Below are 19,634 nucleotides of genomic sequence, written 5' to 3' on the forward strand. Positions count from 1 at the left end.
ATTTGAACGTTAATTTATAAATCTATTCTGCGAAATATTAAACAAATTTATGTTAAAACCTCCCCAAGCCTGTCCTCTTCCACAGCTTGCCCTAGCTCCATCGCTATCCTCCTGCCCGTGCTCACCGGTTTATCGTAGCGGAGCCAGCTGTACGGTGAGCCGTGGACGAAGGGGTTGGTTCCCGCCACTATCCTGGCTGAGATTTCGAAGACCACGAACTCCAGCTCCTCGGTGTAAATTCCCTCAAGGCAGAACGGTCCCCAGAGACCGCCCATGAGCTTTTCAGCCGCTTTAACAGTTCTCTCCCCGGCCTCGATGACGTCCATCAGGAGGCTCTCCCTGAGGACGACCGGAATGTTGCCGATTACCGTGTAGTTGGTGTTCAGTTCAAGGCCCAGCTGTTCTCCCGCTGGGATTCTGCCTATCGCGTCCGCGTTGCTCTCGTATCTCCTATCAACGCTCATAAGCTCAAGCTCGTGGCTGAGCTTCGAGTAGAAATAGTGCGGGTAAACAGGAACCCCAACGGCGTACTCCTGTATCTGGACACTCCCCAGGTCCTCCTTGCCCCTAATACCGAGCCTCTCAGCCTTCTTCCAAAAATCGGCCGGGCTTTTAGCCAAAAAGTAGCCCCTTCCGCCGCCTGCGCCGAACGGCTTGACTATAACAGGCCCATCAATCTCGTCCGGGTCTTCGTAAACCCTCGGAAGCCTCAGCTTCGCTTTTTCGAGCCACTTCCGCTCCAGGGAGCGGTCGCTCTCCCATTTGAGGACCTCTTTGTTGCCGTAGTAGGGGACGCGCATCCTCTCGACAAGCTCAATTCCCAGGTGGGCCACGAAGGAGCCGGTGGGGATAACCACGGCCTCAAGCTCAAGCAGTTCTTCCTCCGGATAAGTCCCTTCGATGAAGTAATCTGCAACGGGGAAGTATTTTGTGTAAAGTGGCTTTACCCTCCCAGTCCCAAAGGCCACCGTTTCAAAGCCCTCCTGCTTTGCGCCCTTCAAAATCTGAAGGGCGGAATGGGAAGCGTAGGTAGCTACCCTCATTCTTCCTCACCCAAAAGCATCGGTAGCGACTCGTGGATTTTCCTCAGCTCGGAAATCGGCCTTCTGAGGAGCTCCTCTCCCCTCCAGCGGAAGACCACGTTGCTTCCGCCGGCTTTTCCTACAACGGCGAAGTGCCTGAAGAGACCCTTAAGGTCGTCAATTTTCTCCTCCTCGAAGGCCACCACGTACCTCCCGTGGCTCTCGCTGAAGGCAACCTCCAGATGGGAGAGACTTCCTTCCACCAGAACCCCTGAGAGGTCGACCTCAAAGCCAGCCTTCCCGGCGAGGGCCATCTCGGTCAGAGCGGCGGCTATTCCTCCCTTACTAGCGTCGTGGACTGCCCTAACCAGACCTTTCCGTATAGCCCTCAAAATCCCCCCGGCATTCGCCTTTTCCTCGTCGAGGTTCACGCGTGGAGCGAAGCCGCCCTCGACGCCGAGCCTTGCGTAGAGCTCAGAGCCACCGAGTTCCTTCTTCGTAAGCCCGACAATGCCGATGAGCAGGCCCTCTTCAATCCCCATCTGGGGAATCTTCTCAAGCTCAACCTTCCCGAGGCCGGCAACGACAGGAGTTGGCTTTATCGGCCTGTCAACGACTTCGTTGTAGAAGCTGACATTACCGCTGACGTAGGCCAGATCGAAGGCCTTGGCGGCGTCGGCCAGCCCCCTAACGGTTTCAGCGAAGCTCCAGTAGACCTCGGGCCTCTCGGGCGAGGCGAAGTTGAGGTTGTCCACCAGGGCTAAAGGTTCCGCCCCGACGCTCACGAGGTTTCTAACCACCTCGGCAACGGCCCCCATCGCGCCGTGGTAGGGGTTGAAGTAGCTGTGGTTAGGGTTTCCATCGGTGACGAAAGCTAAACCGCATTTTTCATTTATCTTCAGAACCGTTGAGTCTCTACCGGGCTTTAGCACGGTTCTTCCCTGAACCTCATGGTCGTATCCCTCCCAGACCCAGCGCTTGCTCAGGACGTTCGGACCGCTCCAGACGAGATCGAAGGCCTCTCTAAAGTCAACCTCGGGCGTTTCGACGTCCTTTTCTACGCTGTAGGGCTTCATCTCCCACTCTATCGTCGGTACGTCCGTGAGCAGGTCAACCGGCAGGTCGGCGACCTTTTCCCCCTTCCAGTAGACGATGTAGCGCGGCTCCTCAATTATCTCACCAATGACGGCCCACCCAAGCTCGTACTTCTCGAAAATCCTCCCGATTTCTTCCACATCCTCGGGTTTGACAGCGAAGAGCATCCTCTCTTGGCTCTCCGATATCATGACCTCCGCAGGCGTCATACCCGGCTCGCGGAGCGGGATGCGGTCTGCGTAGATAACCGCGCCGAAGCCTTTTTTCCCGGCCATCTCCGATGAGGCGCAGGTCAAACCGCCACCGCCGAGGTCTTTGAGGGCCCTAACCTTTCCAGTATAGACCGCTTCAAGGGTCGCCTCGATCAGGAGCTTCTCGGTGAAGGGGTCAGGAATCTGCACCGCCGAGCGATCCTCCTCCTCGGCGTTCTCCCCAAGCTCTTCGCTCGCGAAAGTTACTCCGTGGATTCCGTCCCTTCCGGTTCTGTTGCCCACCAAAACGAGTTTTAAGCCAGCTTCACTCACGTAGCTGCGGACGAGGTGCCCCGGTCTCATTACCCCTACGCAGGCAACGTTCACGAGCGCGTAGCTGTCGAGGCTCTCATCGAACTCGGTTTCGCCCCCAACGGTCGGGACGCCTATCCTGTTGCCGTAGTCGGCTATGCCCTTGACGACGTATTCAAAGAGGTAGCGGTTGCGCTCCTTCTCCAGAGGTCCGAACCTTATCGGGTCGAGGAGCGCTATTGGACGAGCACCCATGCAGAGGATGTCCCTCACAATCCCGCCGACGCCCGTTGCAGCTCCCCCGTAGGGCTCCACTGCACTAGGGTGATTGTGGCTCTCTATCCCAACGGCTATCCACGTCTCGTCGTCGAACTTAACTATTCCGGCGTCCTCGCCGGGGCCGAGAATCACGTGCTCGCTCTCGGTCGGTAAAAGCTTCAGAAAGGGTCTGCTCGACTTGTAGGCGGCGTGCTCGCTCCACATGACCTCGAGCATGGCCCACTCAACTTCGTTAGGCTCTCTCTTCAGGCGCTCACGGATGAGCTTCTCCTCGTGCGGAAACATTGTGAACCCTCCGGAAATTGACGTATTAATGTAAAAAAGAACTGTTTTTAAGGTTTATTTTGACTAAAAAATGTTAAAAATTGGCGCTCCTCTCAAACTCCAAAGAGCATCTTTGGAACCTCCCTTACCCTCTCGTCCGTGTAGTTAATGAAAGCCTTGAGGAGGCGGTAGATTTCGAAGAGCCTCTTCTCCTCTTCACTCCTCGGTTCCGCCTCCCTGTCAGCGCGGGAGAATACACCCACAACATCAAACCGCTCCGCGAGAATCCTCGGCGTTTCCTCCTCCATGAGCTCGTTTATGAAGTAGTAGACGTTGAAGGCCTTCTCCCTATCCGTGGAATAAAGCTCCCTGGCGAGTGAAAACGCCTTCAGGATAACCTCCTCCAGCCTCTCCGGAGAGAGCTCCCCAAGGGCCTCCACGTACTCATCCCTGAGTTCCTTTGTGATCTCATCTTCCACATAGCTTGATTTCCAAAGCTCAATCCCCCTCAGAACCTTTTTTGGGTTCTTCACGTAGACAATCCCCGCGCTCCCATCAACGGTTACCTCGTCCCCCTCCCGTATTACCTCAACGTCAACCCCAACGACGCAGGGAATGCCGAGTTCCCTCGCGATTATCGCAGGATGGGAAAGCACGCCCTCCACTTTTGTCACTATTCCAGAGGCCTTTGCGAAGGTATTGTAATGTTCCGCGTGGAGAACATAGGTCACCAAAATAGCCCCTTCCGGAAAAAGCTTTTCCACTTCCTCAGGCGGCTGATCGTCGAGCACGAAGTACGCCCTTCCCTTCGCCTTTCCAGGACTGGCCGGGATTCCCCTGAGCCTGTGCCATCCCTGCGGTGCTTTAGCCTCCTTGCGCTTTTGCGCCAGTGCCGTTACGTCCCTCGACTGAAGGAGCCAGAGGGTTCCGTCGTAGGCCCACTCAATGTCCTGGGGCTTCCCGAAGAGAGCCTCAACCTCCAACCCGGTGGTGAGAAGTTCCTTCATTAGCGGATCCTCAACCTCTGAAGGATCGCGTGAAAGGGACAGCCTTTTTCCGCTGACTTCCCCGCCCACAAGCTTTTCGGGGGAGCCCTGGACGAACTCAACGAGCGCGGTTTCAGGATCGTTTGGGGAGCGCGTGAAGAGAACCCCTGAGAGTTTTGGGTTTATCTGTCTCTGGACGATGACGGCCATCTTGGGTTCTTCGCTTATCCCCCTTCGCTTCATGTAAAGCCTGACCCTTTTGGATGTTGCACTTCTAAAAACCCTCTCAATCGCCTTGAGTAACTCATCGAAAGAGTTCACCTTGGTCACGCTCTCGAAAACGCCCGCAAAGCTCGCCTTTTTGCTGTCCTCCACCGTTGCTGAACTCCGCACGACGATGGGGAACTTGCCTTCAAGGACATAGGGGGAATAAAAGTATTCCCGAATTTCTTCAACGAGTTCCTTTGATAGCCGTCCTTCCCTTCTCCAGGTGTTGTAGGCCTCCGTTGTTACCACGAATCCCTCCGGGACGTTGAAGTATTTAGTTAGGATGGATAGGCGGTGGGCTTTTCCGCCGATTTCCTCAACAGTGCCTCCGGCTGAAATGGAGCGGACGAACATGTGATATCACCCTCTATCCGGGGAGTGCTATCGACGATGTGCCTCATTACCCCTAGAGAGTTCCATGAACAGCTTTTCGAGGGGCACCTCCTTAGGTCTCACCTGCAGAAGTCCAACACCGTTCTCGGCGAGAACACTCGTTATCTCGGGCACTTCAGATGCGTAGCTGGATACACTGACAACGATGTTCCTGCCCTCAGCCCGGGTGTTGTATTCTTTCTCCTTCAGAACCCGAAGGGCCAGTTCTTGATTGGTCACGGTAAGGACAACCTCAACACTTCTGAGGAGTGATATGAGGTTCTCAAGCTTTTTTTCCAAAATGAGCTTCCCGTCCCGTATTATACCCACTCTGCAGTTCACTCCTTCAAAGTGCTGAAGCTCACTCAAAATATGGGTTGAGAAGAGCACGATCTTTTCCTCCTTCAGCATTTCAATAATCCTCTCCCTCAGCTCCATTACGCTTGGAACGTCGAGGTTGCTGAAAGGCTCGTCCAAGACGAGTACCTCGGGATCATGTAGGAGAGCCCTCGCAAGGGCGAGCCTTTTCCTCAAACCCCTGCTCAGTTCCCCGGCTTTTTTGTCCCTGTGCTCATACAGCCCGAACTCCTTGAGGATCTTATTAATCCGCCCTTCGGGAACGCCGTAGATGCGGGAGAAGAACAGAAGGTTTTTGTAGACGCTCAGATTGGGATAAACCCTTTCACCTTCTGGCAGGTATCCTATCATCACCTTGGCCTTTGTGGGTTCCTTCCATAAATCTACTCCTTCAATCACCACCCTGCCACTGGAGAGGGGCAGTATTCCTGTGACGACCCTGAAAGTTGTCGTCTTCCCCGCTCCGTTCGTGCCCAGTAGTAAGTAGATCTCACCTCGAACTGCGGTGAATGAGATATCATGGATAACGTCCCCTCTGCCATAACCTGCACTCACGTTTATTACTTCAAGCATCGGAACCCCCTCAGTTCGTTATGAACGCCAGCCTGTTTATTATTCTTCTTGAGAGCAGTGTAAGGAGTACAGCCAAGCCAGCACCCGCAATCGCTATTAGGAGCATCGTTCTGACATAATCAGTTGCCGAAAACCTCGATGCAAATATTAGGACCCCTATTGGGATGAACACTACAAACGTGCCTGAGGCCATCAAAACCTTGGATCCTCTCATTCCAACCACTAACGCAACGGGGAATGCGAGGGCAGAGAAAGCTCCAGAAAAGAGTACCATGAGGAACAGATAGCTTCTGGTTGGCATCCACCATGTTCCGGCATAGTGATGAAAACCAGCTTCTATGCCCAGGGTGTTTATCAAAAAAGCAAGGATTACGAGTCCAATTCCAAGAAATGCTCCCGTTATCATCTTCGAAGCAATTATTTCGCTTTCATGAAGGGATGTTGAGAAGAGAACCTCTATCGTTTTATTTGTTTTCTCGGAAAGGATTGAGTTCGCTAGGTATGAATAAATGGCTATGTATATTGTTATGCCAAAAACCACCGGTATCTGAGCTACCATGGCCCCGAAATTGAACACCCACCTGCCTAATGACCTCACGATTTCCCCGGATACTCCGAACAGTTCTGGGTTAGAAGTGATCTGATGATAAACGGCATACGAACTCTGGGGGGTTGGAGGAACGAGAACCGACAGCGCAGTTATAAATATTATCATTCCAATCCCGGAAAAAAGTTGGGATAAGTTGTCCCTTAACATCCACCACTCTTTTTCGACTAGGGCCTTCATCTCGGGCCTCATTCACCTCCCTCCAGGAGGACGCTATCCACAACCACTATTCCCCGATCGGTTTTTAACACGGTGCAGTATGGTGTAGTACAGTACACTTTGGCCGTTCCGTATTTAGTCCCTCCGGTAACTCTTTATGAAATCAATCTTACTCAATAAATCCCCCCAGAGGTTGCATCTATTCAAACGCGACCGCTCTTTTGAGTTCTGTAATGTACACGAAGTAATGGTAGTTCAGCAGGCTCTCATCACCGCTTTTAGAGGGCTTTCTTTTGAACACGTCCGGAGTTCCCGCCATTAAAAGGACAAATCCTCCTCCCTCCGGATTCCTAAGGGCTTCAACGAGGAAAACTCCCCTGGAGTACTCAACCCCATCGAGAACGACGGAGTTATTCCTTATCTCCACGTACCTGTTGAGCTTCCGGACGATTGGAGAGTTTAATGGCACGATGACAATGAGGTTGCCACTTTCGAGCCTGTTCGTGAAGTTTACTTTAAAACCCGCCTTTCTAAGGGTCTCAACGTAGTTTCTGACGTAGGTGCTCTCTGAGAGGTTCCCTGCAACGTATATTTTAACGCCCTCTGTTTTAAATTTCAAAAACGCCATTCTAAGGGTCGGCTCAGGATAGATGTTCTTCCAGAACCCTTCCCGATACCATCTACCCATAAGCTCTGCGAGCTCCGGCATAAAGCTGTTGAAGGTAGGATATCTGTTCCTATCTGAGAGGTAGTCCTCGAGGTATGCCCTGTAGACTCTCCCCACGAGGTAAAATCCGAGGGTTTCCTGAGTCTGTATAAATCTCTCCGCACTCAGGTTTCCCTGTGTTTCGAGAATGTAATATGCTTCAAACGCCCTCACGAGGGTCTCGTCAAGGTAAGTCTTCCAGCCCGAGTACCCCATGGAAGTCATGACATCCCTTACAGGCGAGAACATTTTCCTGTACTCTCTGAACTCCCTGTAATGTCTGTCCACCGCAGGGTTAACGAAGCTATGGGCAAGCTCGTGGGCAGAAGCACTGCAGTATGATTGAGTCCCATTAAACGTCGAACAGATTCCGATAAAGGCGTAAACGGTGTTGTTCATCCAACCGCTGTAGCTGTAGTATGCTTCAAGGGGCTGGAGAACGAAAACCCAGCGTTTCCTATTTTCTCCAAAGAACTTCTCCTCGAAGTGAGGAAGGTTGAAAATACCGGAGTTCTCCTTAAAAAAGAGCCTTATCTGCTCCCTGTAAAACCCGCTGTGGTTCTCGTAGAAGGCCGAAAAGTTCGATTCTCGGGCGAAATCTTTTATCGCTATGGAAAGTTCGTTGAGGAGCTTTTTATTTCCGTGTACTCTTGAAAGAAGGTATCCGCTCCACTCCGTGGAGTTCAGTTCCAGCGCGAACTTTGGAATTGCATCGTACTCCAGGCCCTCTCTCAGGGCTTTTTTAGCCAGGAGTACTGCCCTGTGGTTTCTGTAGGAGGAAAAGTAAGACTCAACCTCCTGAGAGTAGGGAGTAATGTTGCCGGAGTTCCAACCCGCAAGGTGGAAAACAACATCCGTCAGCTCGATGTAGGGATTCACCTCGACGCAGACGTTGCCGGAACACTCGAAAATCGGGGAGACGTTGAGCTGGAAGTCCGGCTTTGGAGGAGCAGGTGACTGAGTCAGGTAATATGTGAAAAGGAGTACTAACAGGGACAACGGCACCACTAAAGGTTTAACCTTGGGCATTGTTATTTCTCCTCCCGTTCATATGTGTGGTTTCGTTCTTATTTGTTTCTTTTTACGTCTTAATTAATGATTATCTCAACACCTTTTAAAGGGTAAACTCTGTTCTCGTTGACCATCCATTCATCTGGGTCGAGGATTATTATCCTGGGTTTATCGTTTAATTCGAATTCCACCCTTGCAGTCCCGTTAACCCAGACTCTTTTGACGAAACTCTTTGTTTGGGTTTTTACTTCGACATCGAGGGGCATTGTGAAGTTGTTTTCGTCGGTAATTTCAAAAGTTAGGAGATATTTTCCGTTTTTCCGATTTAAACTCAGATTTCTTACGTAATAATCGGGCACTTTTGTGGTGTAAAACCACTCGTTGAAGAACCAGTCTAAATTCTGACCACTGACTTTCTCAAAAACGTTTTGAATGTCCGTCAAATTGCACTCTTTACCATGACACTCTTTTAAAAGCTCCCTCAAGCCCTTAAAGAAAGTCTCATTACCCAAGACGAACTGAAGTGAGCGAAAGACGAAAGCACCTTTGTAGTAAATGATTGCTTCTCTGATGGTTGGGTTTAGTATTCCCTCTTTATACGCATATATCAACGACATTGACTTCAAGTTTGGAAGTACATCAAGGTTTTCAATATCATCAAGATCATCAAGATAATTTGAATATTGTTTATCTGTTTTGGACATGGCTAAAAATTCCATAAACGTGGCAAGACTCTCGTCAATCCGACCGAATTTAGCGTAGTCCCCAAACCATAAATGTCCCAGCTCGTGAAAAATCAATCCTGGATTTGAGTAAACCACATTGCCAACACTTGGGAGTTGATGCGAAGAGAAACATCCAATAACCACGGAGGGTACTGTAGTATCTGTTGTCGTCAGGCCTTCGTCCATAGGCCACGAGGGGTTTAAAATAATGTAGAATATATTAACCGGAACTATTTTCGTTACATTACTGTAAAGAGTAAGTGCCACTTGGAGTTTTTCTTCAAAGTTTTCCAATGACTGATGGGTATACTGACAGTTTGCAGGAATATAAATTTTAGCGTGCATACTCCCAGCGCTTATCTCCTGCACCTTGCCCACTCTCATAAAAAAGGCTCCATAAATCCTGTTGATATTGAAGTTCTTCATCTTAATCGTTGAATTTAAAAGTCCGTACCCAGGCAGGAAGAAAATATAACCTGAGGGAAATCTAACCGTTAAGTTTACAAGGTTCCCTTTCCCGCTAATTGCCCACCAAGTTAATGGTGTTCCGATTGTCAACGAAGGGTTGAGAGTTCTCACAAAAGAATCATTAAGCTGGTACTTTATCATTCCCTTTATTTCAGGAAGAGATGTTGAGACATTGATGACATAAACTTTAGCTCGCAGTCCAAGTGTATTGTTCCTGATGATGTACTTGTCGAGTCTATTCAGTTCAATATTATTTCCATTAAGGCTTACGTTGAGCTTCAAGGCATCTGGAATACCTATGGTAGCAAGATACAGAGTTAAATTATGGTGGATGTTCTTAATGGAGAAGTTATATTCTCCAGAGATACTCCCGTCGGGATGATAATTCACTGTGAGATTACCGGACTGGAGATAACTTACGGAGTTAGCCATGTTGTCTATTTCTTCCACTGATGTATGCAATGTACGGGGTTCTCTGGGGTATATTATTCTTAAATAGGCCGAGTGCTTTAATGTTTTTTGGTGATTGCTGTGAAAAGGACCCGTACACCCCATAATAATGAGCACAATTGTAATAATACTTAGAATACCCAACTCTCTCGTTCTTCTCATTTACCAACCCCCCACCTTGAATTCAAATGTTTTTGTATCATCTTTTACCCCCTCTGGAACTTTCCCTAAGATATCTACCAGTTCATCTGAAGTAAACAAGTGAGGATACCCTCTAGCGAGATAAAATTTCAACCCTTCCCTCCAAATGTATCTGTTCATATCGCATCCCGGTCCGTTGGGGTGCCCGTTTCTTCTTATTGATTCAGCGGCACAGCCACCGCCACAGATGGGAAGAAATGGACATTTTTTGCATTCTTCGAATTCTGTTGGGTCTTTTGCTTTAACGTCATAATAATATGGCTTGACTTTAAAATGTCCGTCATCTGTTATCTCCCCCACAGAATATTTTTCATTACCGACAAATTCCCAACATGGGTATAGTTTCCGGTTGGGATCAACAACATAAGAGAATGGGTGGTCATATACATACAATATAATGTTCGGTAGTTTGGTCTAGTTTGAACTTCAAAACCTCGTACATATGCTTCCTTCCAGAGCTTTGGTAAATAGTCTCTTAATTCACTCCCAGTCAAGAGAGTGTTATTACAGGAATGCGAATGCTGAATATCTCCCCGGATAATGCCAAATGAAATACTAACTTCACTTATGCCTTCAGAAACGAGATAATCCAGCAAGTCAGGAATTGCATGGACGTTTGTCTTATCAACATTTATTCGAATCCCTATATGAAACTTTTTATTCGTGACATTATCTAGTAAGAGCTTTATATTATGTATTATAGTGTCAAATGTCCCTTTACCGTCCTAGTTATCCTTCTTTTGTCATGAATCTCTTTGGGACCATCTAGAGTAATTTGCATTGACACAATGTTAAAATCATTAATAGCATCAATGACGTCCATGTTTATCAGTGTTCCATTCGTGACAAATCCTGCAGTATAATCTTCAATTTCTCCTTTCCTCTTAAGAGCCTCAAGTGATTCTAAAGTATATTTACAGCATTTCCAATTAAGAAGAGGCTCACCCCCATAGAAACTTACATCAATGCTAGGATTGCGTTTAATTGGAAAGTATTTTTGATGGTTCAGAGCAAATTTTAAAATAATGTCAATATCTTTTTTTGATAAGAAATCTGCCTTCTGTGTTAGATTGCCCTCATAGCAATAGGGGCACTTAAGATTACAGGCATAGGTCATAGTTAAGGTCAAACCAACTCTGAATGCAGAGTATAGTTTAGAGATTTCAAAATTATGCATCGTTTTAATAATATTTAACTCTTCTAACTCATCATCAACTAAAAAACCAAAATTGTATAATTTCGACCTAATGTCTTGAGGAATATCCTCCAGGTTTCCTTTTAACATTGCCTCTAATAGCTCAAAATCCACCTTAGAGATGCTATTGTACAGAGTATTATACAAAATATAGGTGTTTTCTCTTAATCTGAAAGCAATATTATATTTGGAAATCTTCACCATTGGCATCACCCCAACAATAAGGATAAAAATGCATAAACAAAAGCATTAGTGGCATGTACAGTGGTATACGAGACAAAATACAGGTATTGGAATCGGGATAGGTCCGTGCTCTATGCAAACTTCTGGACAGTAGATCGTACAATAATCCTCGCACTCATAGTTACAATTGCAATGGGGGCTACAATTGGGACTACAGTTAGGACTGCAGTAATTCCCTGCAAGGCTTTCCCCTGACCCCACTTCAATGATATCAAACTCCATCTACCTCACCTCCTTCGGGTTTTTGCGTTTAATTCTTCACTGAAACAATCCATAAGTTTTACTGCAACTAATTTATAAACAACTGAAATCCATTTATAAATAAAGTGAAACAATTCATGAGCAAAAAAAAGGCAATATTTATAAGTAATTTCACTAATTGACTTCAGGTGGTCAAATGGAGGCAGTGCAGGGCATTAGAACAATCAAAGCCTTCGTCTTCATCCAGAAGGAGGTCTTCTTCTCAAGGCGCTTTGATCTGCTCCTTCAGTTCATAGGCCTCGGCCTGAACATCCTCTTCATCGGAATCTTCGCAAAACTTGTCACAATCAATGCAAACATCTCCCAGTACGGCACTCCAAACTACCTCGACTACCTCCTCATTGGCTCAATAATCCACAACCTCGTCTTCCTGCCGAGGGGAAGCATATCATCCTTCGTCCTCGGGAGAATATTCCCAGTCCTTTACAACTCTCCTGCATCTCTAACATCCATTTTCATCGGAATCAACGCCTGGCGAATTCTGTGGAATCTGGGATTGACGTTCATCGTAACACTCGCATACATCCTGTTTTTCGGTTTAAGGATCCACCTCAACCTCGGCGTTCTGGTCGTCATTCTAAGCGGCATTCTATTAATCTTCGCACTCGACCTTTTCTCAGCGGGGTTCAGAATAGCAACCAAAGCCCGACAAGATCCCCTAAACTGGTTCTTCAACATAACCGCTCAACTCGTCAGCGGGCTCTACTTCCCCCCGGAAAAGCTTCCCGGGTGGCTCCAACCTCTATCAAAAATCCATCCCGAGACGTACATCCTTCAAATGGGCAGGCTCACAATGGGTGGCGGCTACTCGTTATCCCAAATCCTTCCGAGTTTAATTAACATGCTCGTTATCACGGCCGTAATGCTCCTCATCGGATACATCACGTTCAGATGGGGATTTAACAAGGCCAGACAGCTGGGAACGCTGGGCCAGATGTGAGGTGGGCCTTATGAGAGTGCACATCCTCAAGGAAGAGTGTGAAAACGGGAAACTCGTTTTGCTTCTCAGAGTGGAGATTGAGATAAACAGCCTGCATAAACATGAACTGGGTGAGCTGGAGAGACAGATATTGGACTTCATTCTCGACAATGATGAAGTAACACAAAGCGAACTGAGCCGGCTGTTCGGCAGAGCCCAAGCCTGCAGGGCAATAAAAAACCTCGAAAACATGGGATTAATTCAGCGTGAGAGGAAAGGGAGAACGTACGTTGTCAGGGTGGTCTGAGTGATAGAAGCCGTTAATCTGACCAAGTACTATCCTCCACCGATAAAGTCCCTGCTCGACTTGAAGAGCCTCTGGGACTTTCTCAAAACTCCCCGTGAAGAAATTCCAGCCCTGGTTGATGTGAGCTTTAAAGTTAAAGAAGGCGAAATATACGGCCTTCTGGGTCCGAACGGGGCTGGAAAAACTACACTCTGTAAAATTGCCAATGGTCTCGTGATTCCAACGAGGGGCCACCTCTACATCAACGGACACGACTCAATCCAGGAGCACGATAAAATTAGGGGCAAAATCTTCACAATCTTCGGGGGAAGCAGGGACTTATTCGGCCTCTTCCAGTGGCGCGTAAGTGTTGAAAAGAACCTTAAGTTCATAGCCGAACTCTGGGGTGTTTTAGGGCAGGAGGCAGATAAAAGAATTAACTATGCCCTCAAGCTCTTGGACTTGGATGAAAAAAGAAACGAGTGGTACCAAAAGCTCTCCGCCGGAATGAGGCAGAAGGTCTACCTCGCATTGCCCTTCATCATTCAGCCCGAGGTCCTCATCTTGGATGAACCCACTGTGCATCTTGATATTTTCACAAGGAGGGAAGTTTGGAATGCTATCTTGAAACTTTCAGGGGAAATGGGAACAACGGTACTCCTGACGACCCACAACCTCAACGAGGCTGAGAGGCTCTGCGATAGAATACTCTTCTTCAACAAGCGAAAAATAGCCGAGGGTAAACCTCGAGAACTCGTTGAGAAAGTTCAAGCCCTAAAAGCGGAGAGGAAACTAATCGCCAAAATTAAGGGGAAGGTGAACGCTGGTGAGTTCAAAAGCATAATCCAGAAAATCGAGGTCCAAAGTGATGGACAATTCACGCACCTCCAGCTTTATTTCAGAGACGATGGGCTCCGGGAGGTTCTAAAGCGCCTCTCCAAGTACAACGTAGTTGACCTCCAAAGCGCCCCGGTGACCCTTGAGGAGGTCTTCGTGCAGTTATGTAAATAATAAAGAAATCACCTCTTCGCCCACTCAACCATGCTCTTGAAAACTCTCAACCCGTCCTCACTGCCCAGAAACCTGTCGCTCGCCCTCTCCGGGTGTGGCATAGTTCCAAGGACGTTTCCCTTTTCGTTGGCTACCGCCGCTATGTTGAGGACGGAGCCGTTCGGGTTAGCATCCTCCGTAACGTTGCCCTTTTTGTCACTGTACTGGAAGACGATTCTGAACTTTGACGGATCGTCGACGTAGTAGTTGCCCTCGGCATGCGCTATCGGCATCCTTATGACTTCCCCGAGCTTGTAGAGGGGCGTGAACGGCGTCTCGTTGTCGGTGACCCTGAGGTGAACCCACCTGCAGAGGAAGCGCGGGACCCTGTTCGGCCTGAGCGCACCGGGCAAAAGGCCGGCCTCGGTGAGAACCTGGAAGCCGTTGCATACCCCGAGAACCGGTCTTCCCTCACGGGCGAACTCCCTGACCTCCCCCATTATCTCCTGTCTCGCCGCTATCGCCCCGGCGCGGAGATAATCGGCGTAGCTGAAGCCGCCGGGCAGAACGACGCCGTCAAAGTCCTTTAGGCTGGTCTTGTACCAGACGCGTTCAGCCTCCGCTCCAGCCATCTTTATTGCCCTCTCTGTCTCGAAGTCGCAGTTGGTTCCCGGAAAGACCACCACGGCAAACTTCACCATCTCAGCTCACCGGCTCGATTCTGTACTCCCAACTGTGGATCAGAGGGTTGGCGAGAAGCTTCCTGCACATCCCCTCGACCTCCTCCTCCGGGTTCTCACTCTCCAGCTCAAACTCGAAGTATTTCGGAACGTGGAGATTCTCGATGGCGTACCCAAGGTTCCTGAGCGCGTTTCCGATGACCCTCCCCTCGGGGTCGTTGAGGCCTTCCTTAAGGCGAACGATGACGGTAACCTTCCACTTCATTGGGATCACCTCAAGTGACGACCTTCTCAAGCTCGTCCAGCTCAATCGCGCGCTTTATCTCAAGTGCTATCCTCCGCCCTGTGCTCATCGGCTTCCTCCAGAGGGCATTTCCGTATGGGTGGCCAACCGCCATGTGAATGTTGGTTCCCCCACCGGTTCTCGGGGCAACGTCGTAGATGTAGAAGTTCAGATCTTTGTCCACGGCCGTCTGGAGGGTGAACGGCCCGATTATCCCGGGCGGGTAGTACTCCTGCGTCGCCTTCACATAGCGCTCGGCCATGTCGAAGACCTTCTCCAAAAGCGACTCGCGGAGAGTCGAGGCGGCGTGGCCGGTTACCGTGTACTCAGGCTCGAACTGGTGCTCCGGGAGTGTTAGTTGCTGGCTCGCAGGAAGCCTCACGTGGCCGTCCAGACTCGTCTCGAAGCGCCAGTCTATTCCGAGTAGCTCAATCTCTCCATCTATTGGAGAGTAGAAAAAGTCGAAGTTGAATACCGGGCCGATTATGTAGCGCTCTATCCTCGCCTTGGCAAGGTCTTCCTCCGTAATGACGCCGAGCTTCTTCAGTCTCTCGGCCTTCTCTCGGAACTCCTTGTAGGAAGCGGCGGTGAAGAAACCGCGCTCAAGCCTCTTCTTGGCGTGGGGGAGTTTGACTATCACGAGGCCCACTTCATCAATCTCCTCCGGCTTTACCGCCTCGGGGTACGGGAGGTTGGCCTTCTCGAGGAGCCAGTAGTAGCTCTTCTCCTCTCTCCTCTCCTCGCTCCTCAGGAGGTTCCTGCTCCCGAAGAGGGGAACGCGGAAGTCGTTTTCAACCCTGTCTATGCCGGTGTAAACCACGAAGGAGCGGTTGGGGACGAATATGACGTTCCTCTTAACTAGCTCCTCCTGGATTTCCACGATCTGGGCGAACTTCTCCAAAACCAGAACCTCATCTATGAAGCCCTTGGTTAGGCCGTCTCTGGCCCTCCTGAGCTTAAAATACTCCTCGTAAGTCCTGTGCCTGCCCCGTTGGGCAACGATGAGAACGGGTAAACTCTCCTCCCTTGCCCCGTCGGCTATGTCGAGGGCAGAGTGGCTTCCTATTGCTCCAACGGTTATCCTCTCCGGGTCGTATTTCTCAAGGATTCCCAAAACCTCATCACGGTTTATCATACCAACCACCTCAGCAGGAATTCGGCTCAAACTCCTTTCCGAGCTCCCTCATAATCCGAATTCTCTTCTCAATGCTCTCCTTCGTTCCAACGTCCTCCCGATAGAACAGCTCCCCCCTGATGTGCGGAACCGCGCTCTTTGCGATCCCCTCAGCTTCCCTAAGTGTGCCGGCGATTCCAACGACCGCTATTGCGCGCGAACCGAGGAGTGTGAAGTTCTCGTCTATGGAGGCATAGTAAAGCCTCGCTCCCGCCTTCTTTACCGCTTCCTCGTCTATCTCAAGCCTCAGGTTCTTCACAGGGTTCCCAGGATATCCCTTCGGCGCGAGGTACTTCACGACCGTTGCCCTTTCCTCGAACTCTACCTTCCCAAGTTTGCCGTCAACGATTCCCTCGGCCACCTCTGGCAGGGGCGTTTTGAGGAGCGGGAGAACGTTTATCGCCTCCGGGTCTCCGAAGCGGGCGTTGTACTCTATTAGAACAGGTCCATCTCTGGAGAGCATGAACTGTCCGTAGAGGATGCCCCTGTAAGGGGTTCCCTCCTTTCTCATCGCCTCGATTGTGGTCTTAAGTGTCTCGAGGGCCTTTTCGTAGTCCTCCTTAGTTACGAAGGGCAGAAGACCGTTTGAGCAGGAGTAGCTTCCCATACCGCCGGTTATCGGCCCCCTGTCGTTCTCGTGGGCGTGGGGGTAGTCCTGAACCAGGGGCATTGGGAGGATGTGCTTCCCGTCGCTGAAGACCTGAAAGGTGAACTCGACGCCATCAGTGCGCTCCTCTATCAGAACCCTCCCGTATTTCCTGATCAGCTCCTCCGCGTAGGCCTTGGCCTCTTCGTTGTCCCTCAGCTGGTAGCCGACTACCTTGACGCCTTTCCCGCCTGTGAGGCCGATGGGCTTAACAACGACTGGCTTGCCGAAATCGTCTATCCACGAGCGCATTTCGGAGACGTAGTCGAAGACCCTGAAGGCTTTTCTTCCAGGGATTCTGTTGCGTTCCATGAAGGCCCTTGCGAAGGCCTTATCTGTTTCAAGCCTTGCCGCTTCCCTTTCCGGGCCAAGGGCCGGAATACCGTTCTCCTCAAGAACGTCCACGATGCCCCTTTCAAGCGGCGCCTCCGGGCCGATGAAGGCCATGTCCACGCCGAACTTTTCCGCGTAAGCGAGAACCTTCTCCACGTCCGTTTCCCTGGCCAAGCCGTAATCCTTTGCGAGCCTTACCAGGCCGGGGTTTCTGTGCTTGGCAACAACATAAAGCTTGGCGCCCCCCCGGGCGAGGGCCTCGCCAATTGCGTGCTCCCTTCCACTGCCACCAACGAGCAGGATTCTCATAAGTTTCACCATTTATTTGTTAAAATTTTTGGTTTTTAAGCTTTGTTTCTACATTGTTATGTTTAAAATTGTTTAATAACTTCAAACCCGATTATCTGGGGGGAGTTCACATGAACTACTCAGCGCTGATAGGATCAATCCATAGGAACGGTGTTCTGACTGTTATAGCGAGGGGTGCGGAATCAAACGGAGACCTTCTCGGGATAAAGCTTTTGAAGGAACTTCTTAAGCTGAAGGAACCGATTTTCGTGGCCCTCTATGAGCCGCTTCTTGTCTTCCGCTCGAACCTCGCGAACGAGGGAATAATGCTTGAAGATGTTTTGGGTGACGATTTCTGGATTCTCGATGTTTTCGGAAACTTTAAGGGGATAGAACGGGATATCCCGCACGTCTACCAGATGAGCGGATACCTTGACGACGGTGTTTTTGTGAGCAAATACGGTGAGATGATGAAGGGGCTTTCTAAGAGTCTTTCATCGGAACGTGTTTGGTTCTTCTCCTACCTAAGTTCTGGGGCCTGCAAGCTCTTTTCCATGCCCCGGCGCACTTATCAGATTATATGGAACCTGAAAATGGAAGTTGAGGAATACTTGCCTGACATAAGGTCAGTGCTTGTTTACGACAGTGCTGACTGTCCAGAGCTTGAGGACTACATATATACCATTTCAGACGTCGTTGTCGAGGCCGTTAAGAGGGGAACGAGAAGGCTGGCCTACATAACGAAGGGAGGAGAGGCCGTCTTTGATCCGTTCGGGGGTGAGTAAATTGTTCAAAACTGGGATGAAAGAGTTGGATAAACTCCTTGGAGGTATAAGGGAGCACGCTTACATACTCTTCCATGAAGAGGATCCGAGATCCCTTGGCCGGGAGCTGGTCTTCCGCTTCATTCGCTACAAGTTAGAGAATGACAACTTGATGGGTATTTTCAACATAAGCTACTCTCTCCCATTTCTGCTGGAGGTAATGTGCAAGAACGGCATCGACGCTGATTCCTACCTCGATTCACTAAATCTCGCAATAGTCGATACCTTTGGAAGCTTTTACGGGCCGCGCATCAGACGCAGGGGAGTCTGGTATCTTCCGGGTTCTCCCTCATATGAACTTCTCTCCAGGAAGTATGCAGAGGTTGTTCGGGCCCACAAAGAGCTTTGGGCGGAAAAGGGAATGTTCTCGGGAAGGGAGCTGTGGGGGGTTGCGGTGGACGTTTCTGAATACATACGCATATTTGGGAGGCCAATACACTGAGCTACTTTGAGATCTCAGCGGAGGTCAGGAGACAGCATGAGGCCTACCGCAGGTATCCTGCCGGGACGAACATCTGGGTCTTCTCCGGTGATGTGGACAGGGTATTCTCTTCACTCTACCGTAGGGTTGACTACGTGTTTAGAACGAGGAGCGTGCTGACCGAGGACGGCGTCACACGCTATCTCTACGTCCTTAAGGCCCCGGGATTGTCGGACATTCCCGTTTTGAGTACCGCATTACTAAGGATGATGTTAAGGTAAAGAGGACTTGATACCCTGATGTCTGGATTTTGTAAGCATTTGCATGTTTATTGTTTAGGAATATTTTTAAACTTTAGACATTTTTAAGTTAAGGGTGAGATCCAATGAAGGTTCTCGTGGTTATGGGTAGCCGAAGTGACAGCCACATAGCAGAGAAGGTGACCTCGGTTCTCGACGAGTTCGGCGTTGAATACGACGTTGAGGTTGCCTCAGCCCACAGAAACCCGGAAAAAGTTGAAGAGCTTGCAAAGAGTGACTATGATGTTTTTATAGCAATAGCCGGCTTAAGCGCCGCTTTACCTGGGGTTATTGCCTCCCACACGATCAAACCCGTTATCGGTGTTCCAGTCTCGGCGAAGCTCGGTGGTCTCGACGCCCTGCTGAGCATCTCTCAGATGCCGCCGGGGATTCCCGTTGCATCTGTGGGGATAGACAACGGAAAGAACGCGGCCCTGCTCGCAATTGAGATACTGGCGCTGGGCAATCAGGAGCTTGCTGAGAAGGTTGAGGAGTATCGTAGAGAAATGGGGAGGGCTTAATTACAAAGATCTAGAAATGAGGGGGAGATCCCCCGATTCTTAATTCTATTCATTTTAATTCTATTCACATCTTATTCAGCAACTTTCTTCATTTCATACCCTTCTTATTCAACGGCCCTTTGGCGTTCAGCTTCTTACTCGACTTTGTTCTGACTTTAGTGTATTATTTCATAGATGGGACATTCAATAATGCAGGGAATTAAATTTAAACTTTTCGGATATTCTC

The 19,634-nt window shown here is 49.6% G+C and carries 20 protein-coding genes; 7 read left to right on the forward strand and 13 right to left on the reverse strand.

The window, feature by feature from the left end; all coding sequences use genetic code 11:
* Positions 1–47 precede the first annotated feature (47 nt).
* The 9 genes from MV421_RS08310 to MV421_RS08350 all read right to left on the reverse strand — a co-directional run bounded on the left by MV421_RS08310 (position 48) and on the right by MV421_RS08350 (position 11,450).
* The gene (locus MV421_RS08310; protein ID WP_297417307.1) at positions 48–1,043 is read right to left on the reverse strand and encodes a formate--phosphoribosylaminoimidazolecarboxamide ligase; all 996 of its coding nucleotides are present in this window, start codon (positions 1,041–1,043) and stop codon (positions 48–50) included.
* Complete coding sequence (purL, locus tag MV421_RS08315) at positions 1,040–3,184, reverse strand: phosphoribosylformylglycinamidine synthase subunit PurL (protein WP_297417310.1); 2,145 nt, start codon at positions 3,182–3,184, stop codon at positions 1,040–1,042. Before purL ends, MV421_RS08310 begins: the two co-directional genes overlap by 4 nt.
* Before the next feature lie 92 nt (positions 3,185–3,276).
* Positions 3,277–4,770, reverse strand: coding sequence for a PEP/pyruvate-binding domain-containing protein (locus MV421_RS08320; RefSeq protein WP_297417313.1), 1,494 nt, complete (start codon positions 4,768–4,770; stop codon positions 3,277–3,279).
* Between the two features lie 27 nt (positions 4,771–4,797).
* A complete protein-coding gene (locus tag MV421_RS08325) occupies positions 4,798–5,718 on the reverse strand; it encodes an ABC transporter ATP-binding protein (protein WP_297504109.1) in 921 nt (306 codons plus the stop codon).
* 10 nt (positions 5,719–5,728) lie between these two features.
* Complete coding sequence (locus tag MV421_RS08330; RefSeq protein WP_297417319.1) at positions 5,729–6,517, reverse strand: ABC transporter permease subunit; 789 nt, start codon at positions 6,515–6,517, stop codon at positions 5,729–5,731.
* A gap of 166 nt (positions 6,518–6,683) precedes the next feature.
* A complete protein-coding gene (locus tag MV421_RS08335) occupies positions 6,684–8,189 on the reverse strand; it encodes a DUF4932 domain-containing protein (protein ID WP_297518189.1) in 1,506 nt (501 codons plus the stop codon).
* An 89-nt stretch (positions 8,190–8,278) separates the two neighbouring features.
* Positions 8,279–10,006, reverse strand: coding sequence for a M1 family aminopeptidase (locus MV421_RS08340; protein ID WP_297518192.1), 1,728 nt, complete (start codon positions 10,004–10,006; stop codon positions 8,279–8,281).
* A complete protein-coding gene (locus MV421_RS08345) occupies positions 10,007–10,438 on the reverse strand; it encodes an SPASM domain-containing protein (RefSeq protein ID WP_297518195.1) in 432 nt (143 codons plus the stop codon).
* A gap of 304 nt (positions 10,439–10,742) precedes the next feature.
* Positions 10,743–11,450 (reverse strand): radical SAM protein, encoded by a 708-nt coding sequence (locus MV421_RS08350; RefSeq protein ID WP_297503020.1) that lies wholly within the window; start codon positions 11,448–11,450, stop codon positions 10,743–10,745.
* A 430-nt stretch (positions 11,451–11,880) separates the two neighbouring features.
* On the opposite strand from MV421_RS08350, the gene MV421_RS08355 reads away from it, so the two are divergent.
* Genes MV421_RS08355 through MV421_RS08365 form a run of 3 tightly spaced genes read left to right on the forward strand, consistent with a single transcriptional unit; the run spans position 11,881 to position 13,960 of the window.
* Complete coding sequence (locus MV421_RS08355; RefSeq protein ID WP_297503022.1) at positions 11,881–12,684, forward strand: ABC transporter permease; 804 nt, start codon at positions 11,881–11,883, stop codon at positions 12,682–12,684.
* 10 nt (positions 12,685–12,694) lie between these two features.
* Positions 12,695–12,970 carry a MarR family transcriptional regulator gene (locus MV421_RS08360; protein WP_297503024.1) on the forward strand — a complete coding sequence of 92 codons (276 nt, stop codon included), beginning with the start codon at positions 12,695–12,697 and terminating at the stop codon, positions 12,968–12,970.
* Positions 12,971–13,960 (forward strand): ABC transporter ATP-binding protein, encoded by a 990-nt coding sequence (locus tag MV421_RS08365; protein WP_297503026.1) that lies wholly within the window; start codon positions 12,971–12,973, stop codon positions 13,958–13,960.
* A gap of 8 nt (positions 13,961–13,968) precedes the next feature.
* On the opposite strand, the gene purQ is transcribed toward MV421_RS08365, so the two are convergent.
* Genes purQ through purD form a run of 4 tightly spaced genes read right to left on the reverse strand, consistent with a single transcriptional unit; the run spans position 13,969 to position 17,364 of the window.
* A complete protein-coding gene (purQ, locus tag MV421_RS08370) occupies positions 13,969–14,640 on the reverse strand; it encodes a phosphoribosylformylglycinamidine synthase I (protein ID WP_297503028.1) in 672 nt (223 codons plus the stop codon).
* A 1-nt stretch (position 14,641) separates the two neighbouring features.
* The gene (purS, locus tag MV421_RS08375; RefSeq protein WP_297503030.1) at positions 14,642–14,884 is read right to left on the reverse strand and encodes a phosphoribosylformylglycinamidine synthase subunit PurS; all 243 of its coding nucleotides are present in this window, start codon (positions 14,882–14,884) and stop codon (positions 14,642–14,644) included.
* 10 nt (positions 14,885–14,894) lie between these two features.
* Positions 14,895–16,037 (reverse strand): formate--phosphoribosylaminoimidazolecarboxamide ligase family protein, encoded by a 1,143-nt coding sequence (locus MV421_RS08380; RefSeq protein ID WP_297420995.1) that lies wholly within the window; start codon positions 16,035–16,037, stop codon positions 14,895–14,897.
* A gap of 10 nt (positions 16,038–16,047) precedes the next feature.
* Positions 16,048–17,364 carry a phosphoribosylamine--glycine ligase gene (gene purD, locus MV421_RS08385; protein WP_297421021.1) on the reverse strand — a complete coding sequence of 439 codons (1,317 nt, stop codon included), beginning with the start codon at positions 17,362–17,364 and terminating at the stop codon, positions 16,048–16,050.
* Positions 17,365–17,474: 110 nt separating this feature from the next.
* On the opposite strand from purD, the gene MV421_RS08390 reads away from it, so the two are divergent.
* From MV421_RS08390 to purE, 4 genes are all read left to right on the forward strand, one after another.
* Positions 17,475–18,128 (forward strand): hypothetical protein, encoded by a 654-nt coding sequence (locus MV421_RS08390; RefSeq protein ID WP_297420994.1) that lies wholly within the window; start codon positions 17,475–17,477, stop codon positions 18,126–18,128.
* Between the two features lie 16 nt (positions 18,129–18,144).
* Positions 18,145–18,609, forward strand: a complete 465-nt coding sequence (locus tag MV421_RS08395) for a hypothetical protein (protein WP_297518198.1) — start codon at positions 18,145–18,147, stop codon at positions 18,607–18,609.
* Between the two features lie 92 nt (positions 18,610–18,701).
* Complete coding sequence (locus MV421_RS08400; RefSeq protein WP_297518200.1) at positions 18,702–18,869, forward strand: hypothetical protein; 168 nt, start codon at positions 18,702–18,704, stop codon at positions 18,867–18,869.
* A 104-nt stretch (positions 18,870–18,973) separates the two neighbouring features.
* Positions 18,974–19,408, forward strand: a complete 435-nt coding sequence (purE, locus tag MV421_RS08405) for a 5-(carboxyamino)imidazole ribonucleotide mutase (protein ID WP_297420992.1) — start codon at positions 18,974–18,976, stop codon at positions 19,406–19,408.
* Positions 19,409–19,634 lie beyond the last annotated feature (226 nt).

Source organism: Thermococcus sp. (genome assembly GCF_027023865.1).
Classification (GTDB): Archaea; Methanobacteriota_B; Thermococci; order Thermococcales; family Thermococcaceae; genus Thermococcus.

What these genes read in the sequence shown, in the direction of transcription:
- MV421_RS08310 (WP_297417307.1), bottom strand. Translation starts at nt 1,043, where the DNA reads ATGAGGGTAGCTACCTACGCTTCCCATTCCGCCCTTCAGATTTTGAAG.
- purL (WP_297417310.1), bottom strand. Translation starts at nt 3,184, where the DNA reads ATGTTTCCGCACGAGGAGAAGCTCATCCGTGAGCGCCTGAAGAGAGAG.
- MV421_RS08320 (WP_297417313.1), bottom strand. Translation starts at nt 4,770, where the DNA reads ATGTTCGTCCGCTCCATTTCAGCCGGAGGCACTGTTGAGGAAATCGGC.
- MV421_RS08325 (WP_297504109.1), bottom strand. Translation starts at nt 5,718, where the DNA reads ATGCTTGAAGTAATAAACGTGAGTGCAGGTTATGGCAGAGGGGACGTT.
- MV421_RS08330 (WP_297417319.1), bottom strand. Translation starts at nt 6,517, where the DNA reads ATGAGGCCCGAGATGAAGGCCCTAGTCGAAAAAGAGTGGTGGATGTTA.
- MV421_RS08340 (WP_297518192.1), bottom strand. Translation starts at nt 10,006, where the DNA reads ATGAGAAGAACGAGAGAGTTGGGTATTCTAAGTATTATTACAATTGTG.
- MV421_RS08350 (WP_297503020.1), bottom strand. Translation starts at nt 11,450, where the DNA reads ATGCCAATGGTGAAGATTTCCAAATATAATATTGCTTTCAGATTAAGA.
- MV421_RS08355 (WP_297503022.1), top strand. Translation starts at nt 11,881, where the DNA reads ATGGAGGCAGTGCAGGGCATTAGAACAATCAAAGCCTTCGTCTTCATC.
- MV421_RS08360 (WP_297503024.1), top strand. Translation starts at nt 12,695, where the DNA reads ATGAGAGTGCACATCCTCAAGGAAGAGTGTGAAAACGGGAAACTCGTT.
- purQ (WP_297503028.1), bottom strand. Translation starts at nt 14,640, where the DNA reads ATGGTGAAGTTTGCCGTGGTGGTCTTTCCGGGAACCAACTGCGACTTC.
- purS (WP_297503030.1), bottom strand. Translation starts at nt 14,884, where the DNA reads ATGAAGTGGAAGGTTACCGTCATCGTTCGCCTTAAGGAAGGCCTCAAC.
- MV421_RS08380 (WP_297420995.1), bottom strand. Translation starts at nt 16,037, where the DNA reads ATGATAAACCGTGATGAGGTTTTGGGAATCCTTGAGAAATACGACCCG.
- purD (WP_297421021.1), bottom strand. Translation starts at nt 17,364, where the DNA reads ATGAGAATCCTGCTCGTTGGTGGCAGTGGAAGGGAGCACGCAATTGGC.
- MV421_RS08390 (WP_297420994.1), top strand. Translation starts at nt 17,475, where the DNA reads ATGAACTACTCAGCGCTGATAGGATCAATCCATAGGAACGGTGTTCTG.
- MV421_RS08395 (WP_297518198.1), top strand. Translation starts at nt 18,145, where the DNA reads ATGAAAGAGTTGGATAAACTCCTTGGAGGTATAAGGGAGCACGCTTAC.
- purE (WP_297420992.1), top strand. Translation starts at nt 18,974, where the DNA reads ATGAAGGTTCTCGTGGTTATGGGTAGCCGAAGTGACAGCCACATAGCA.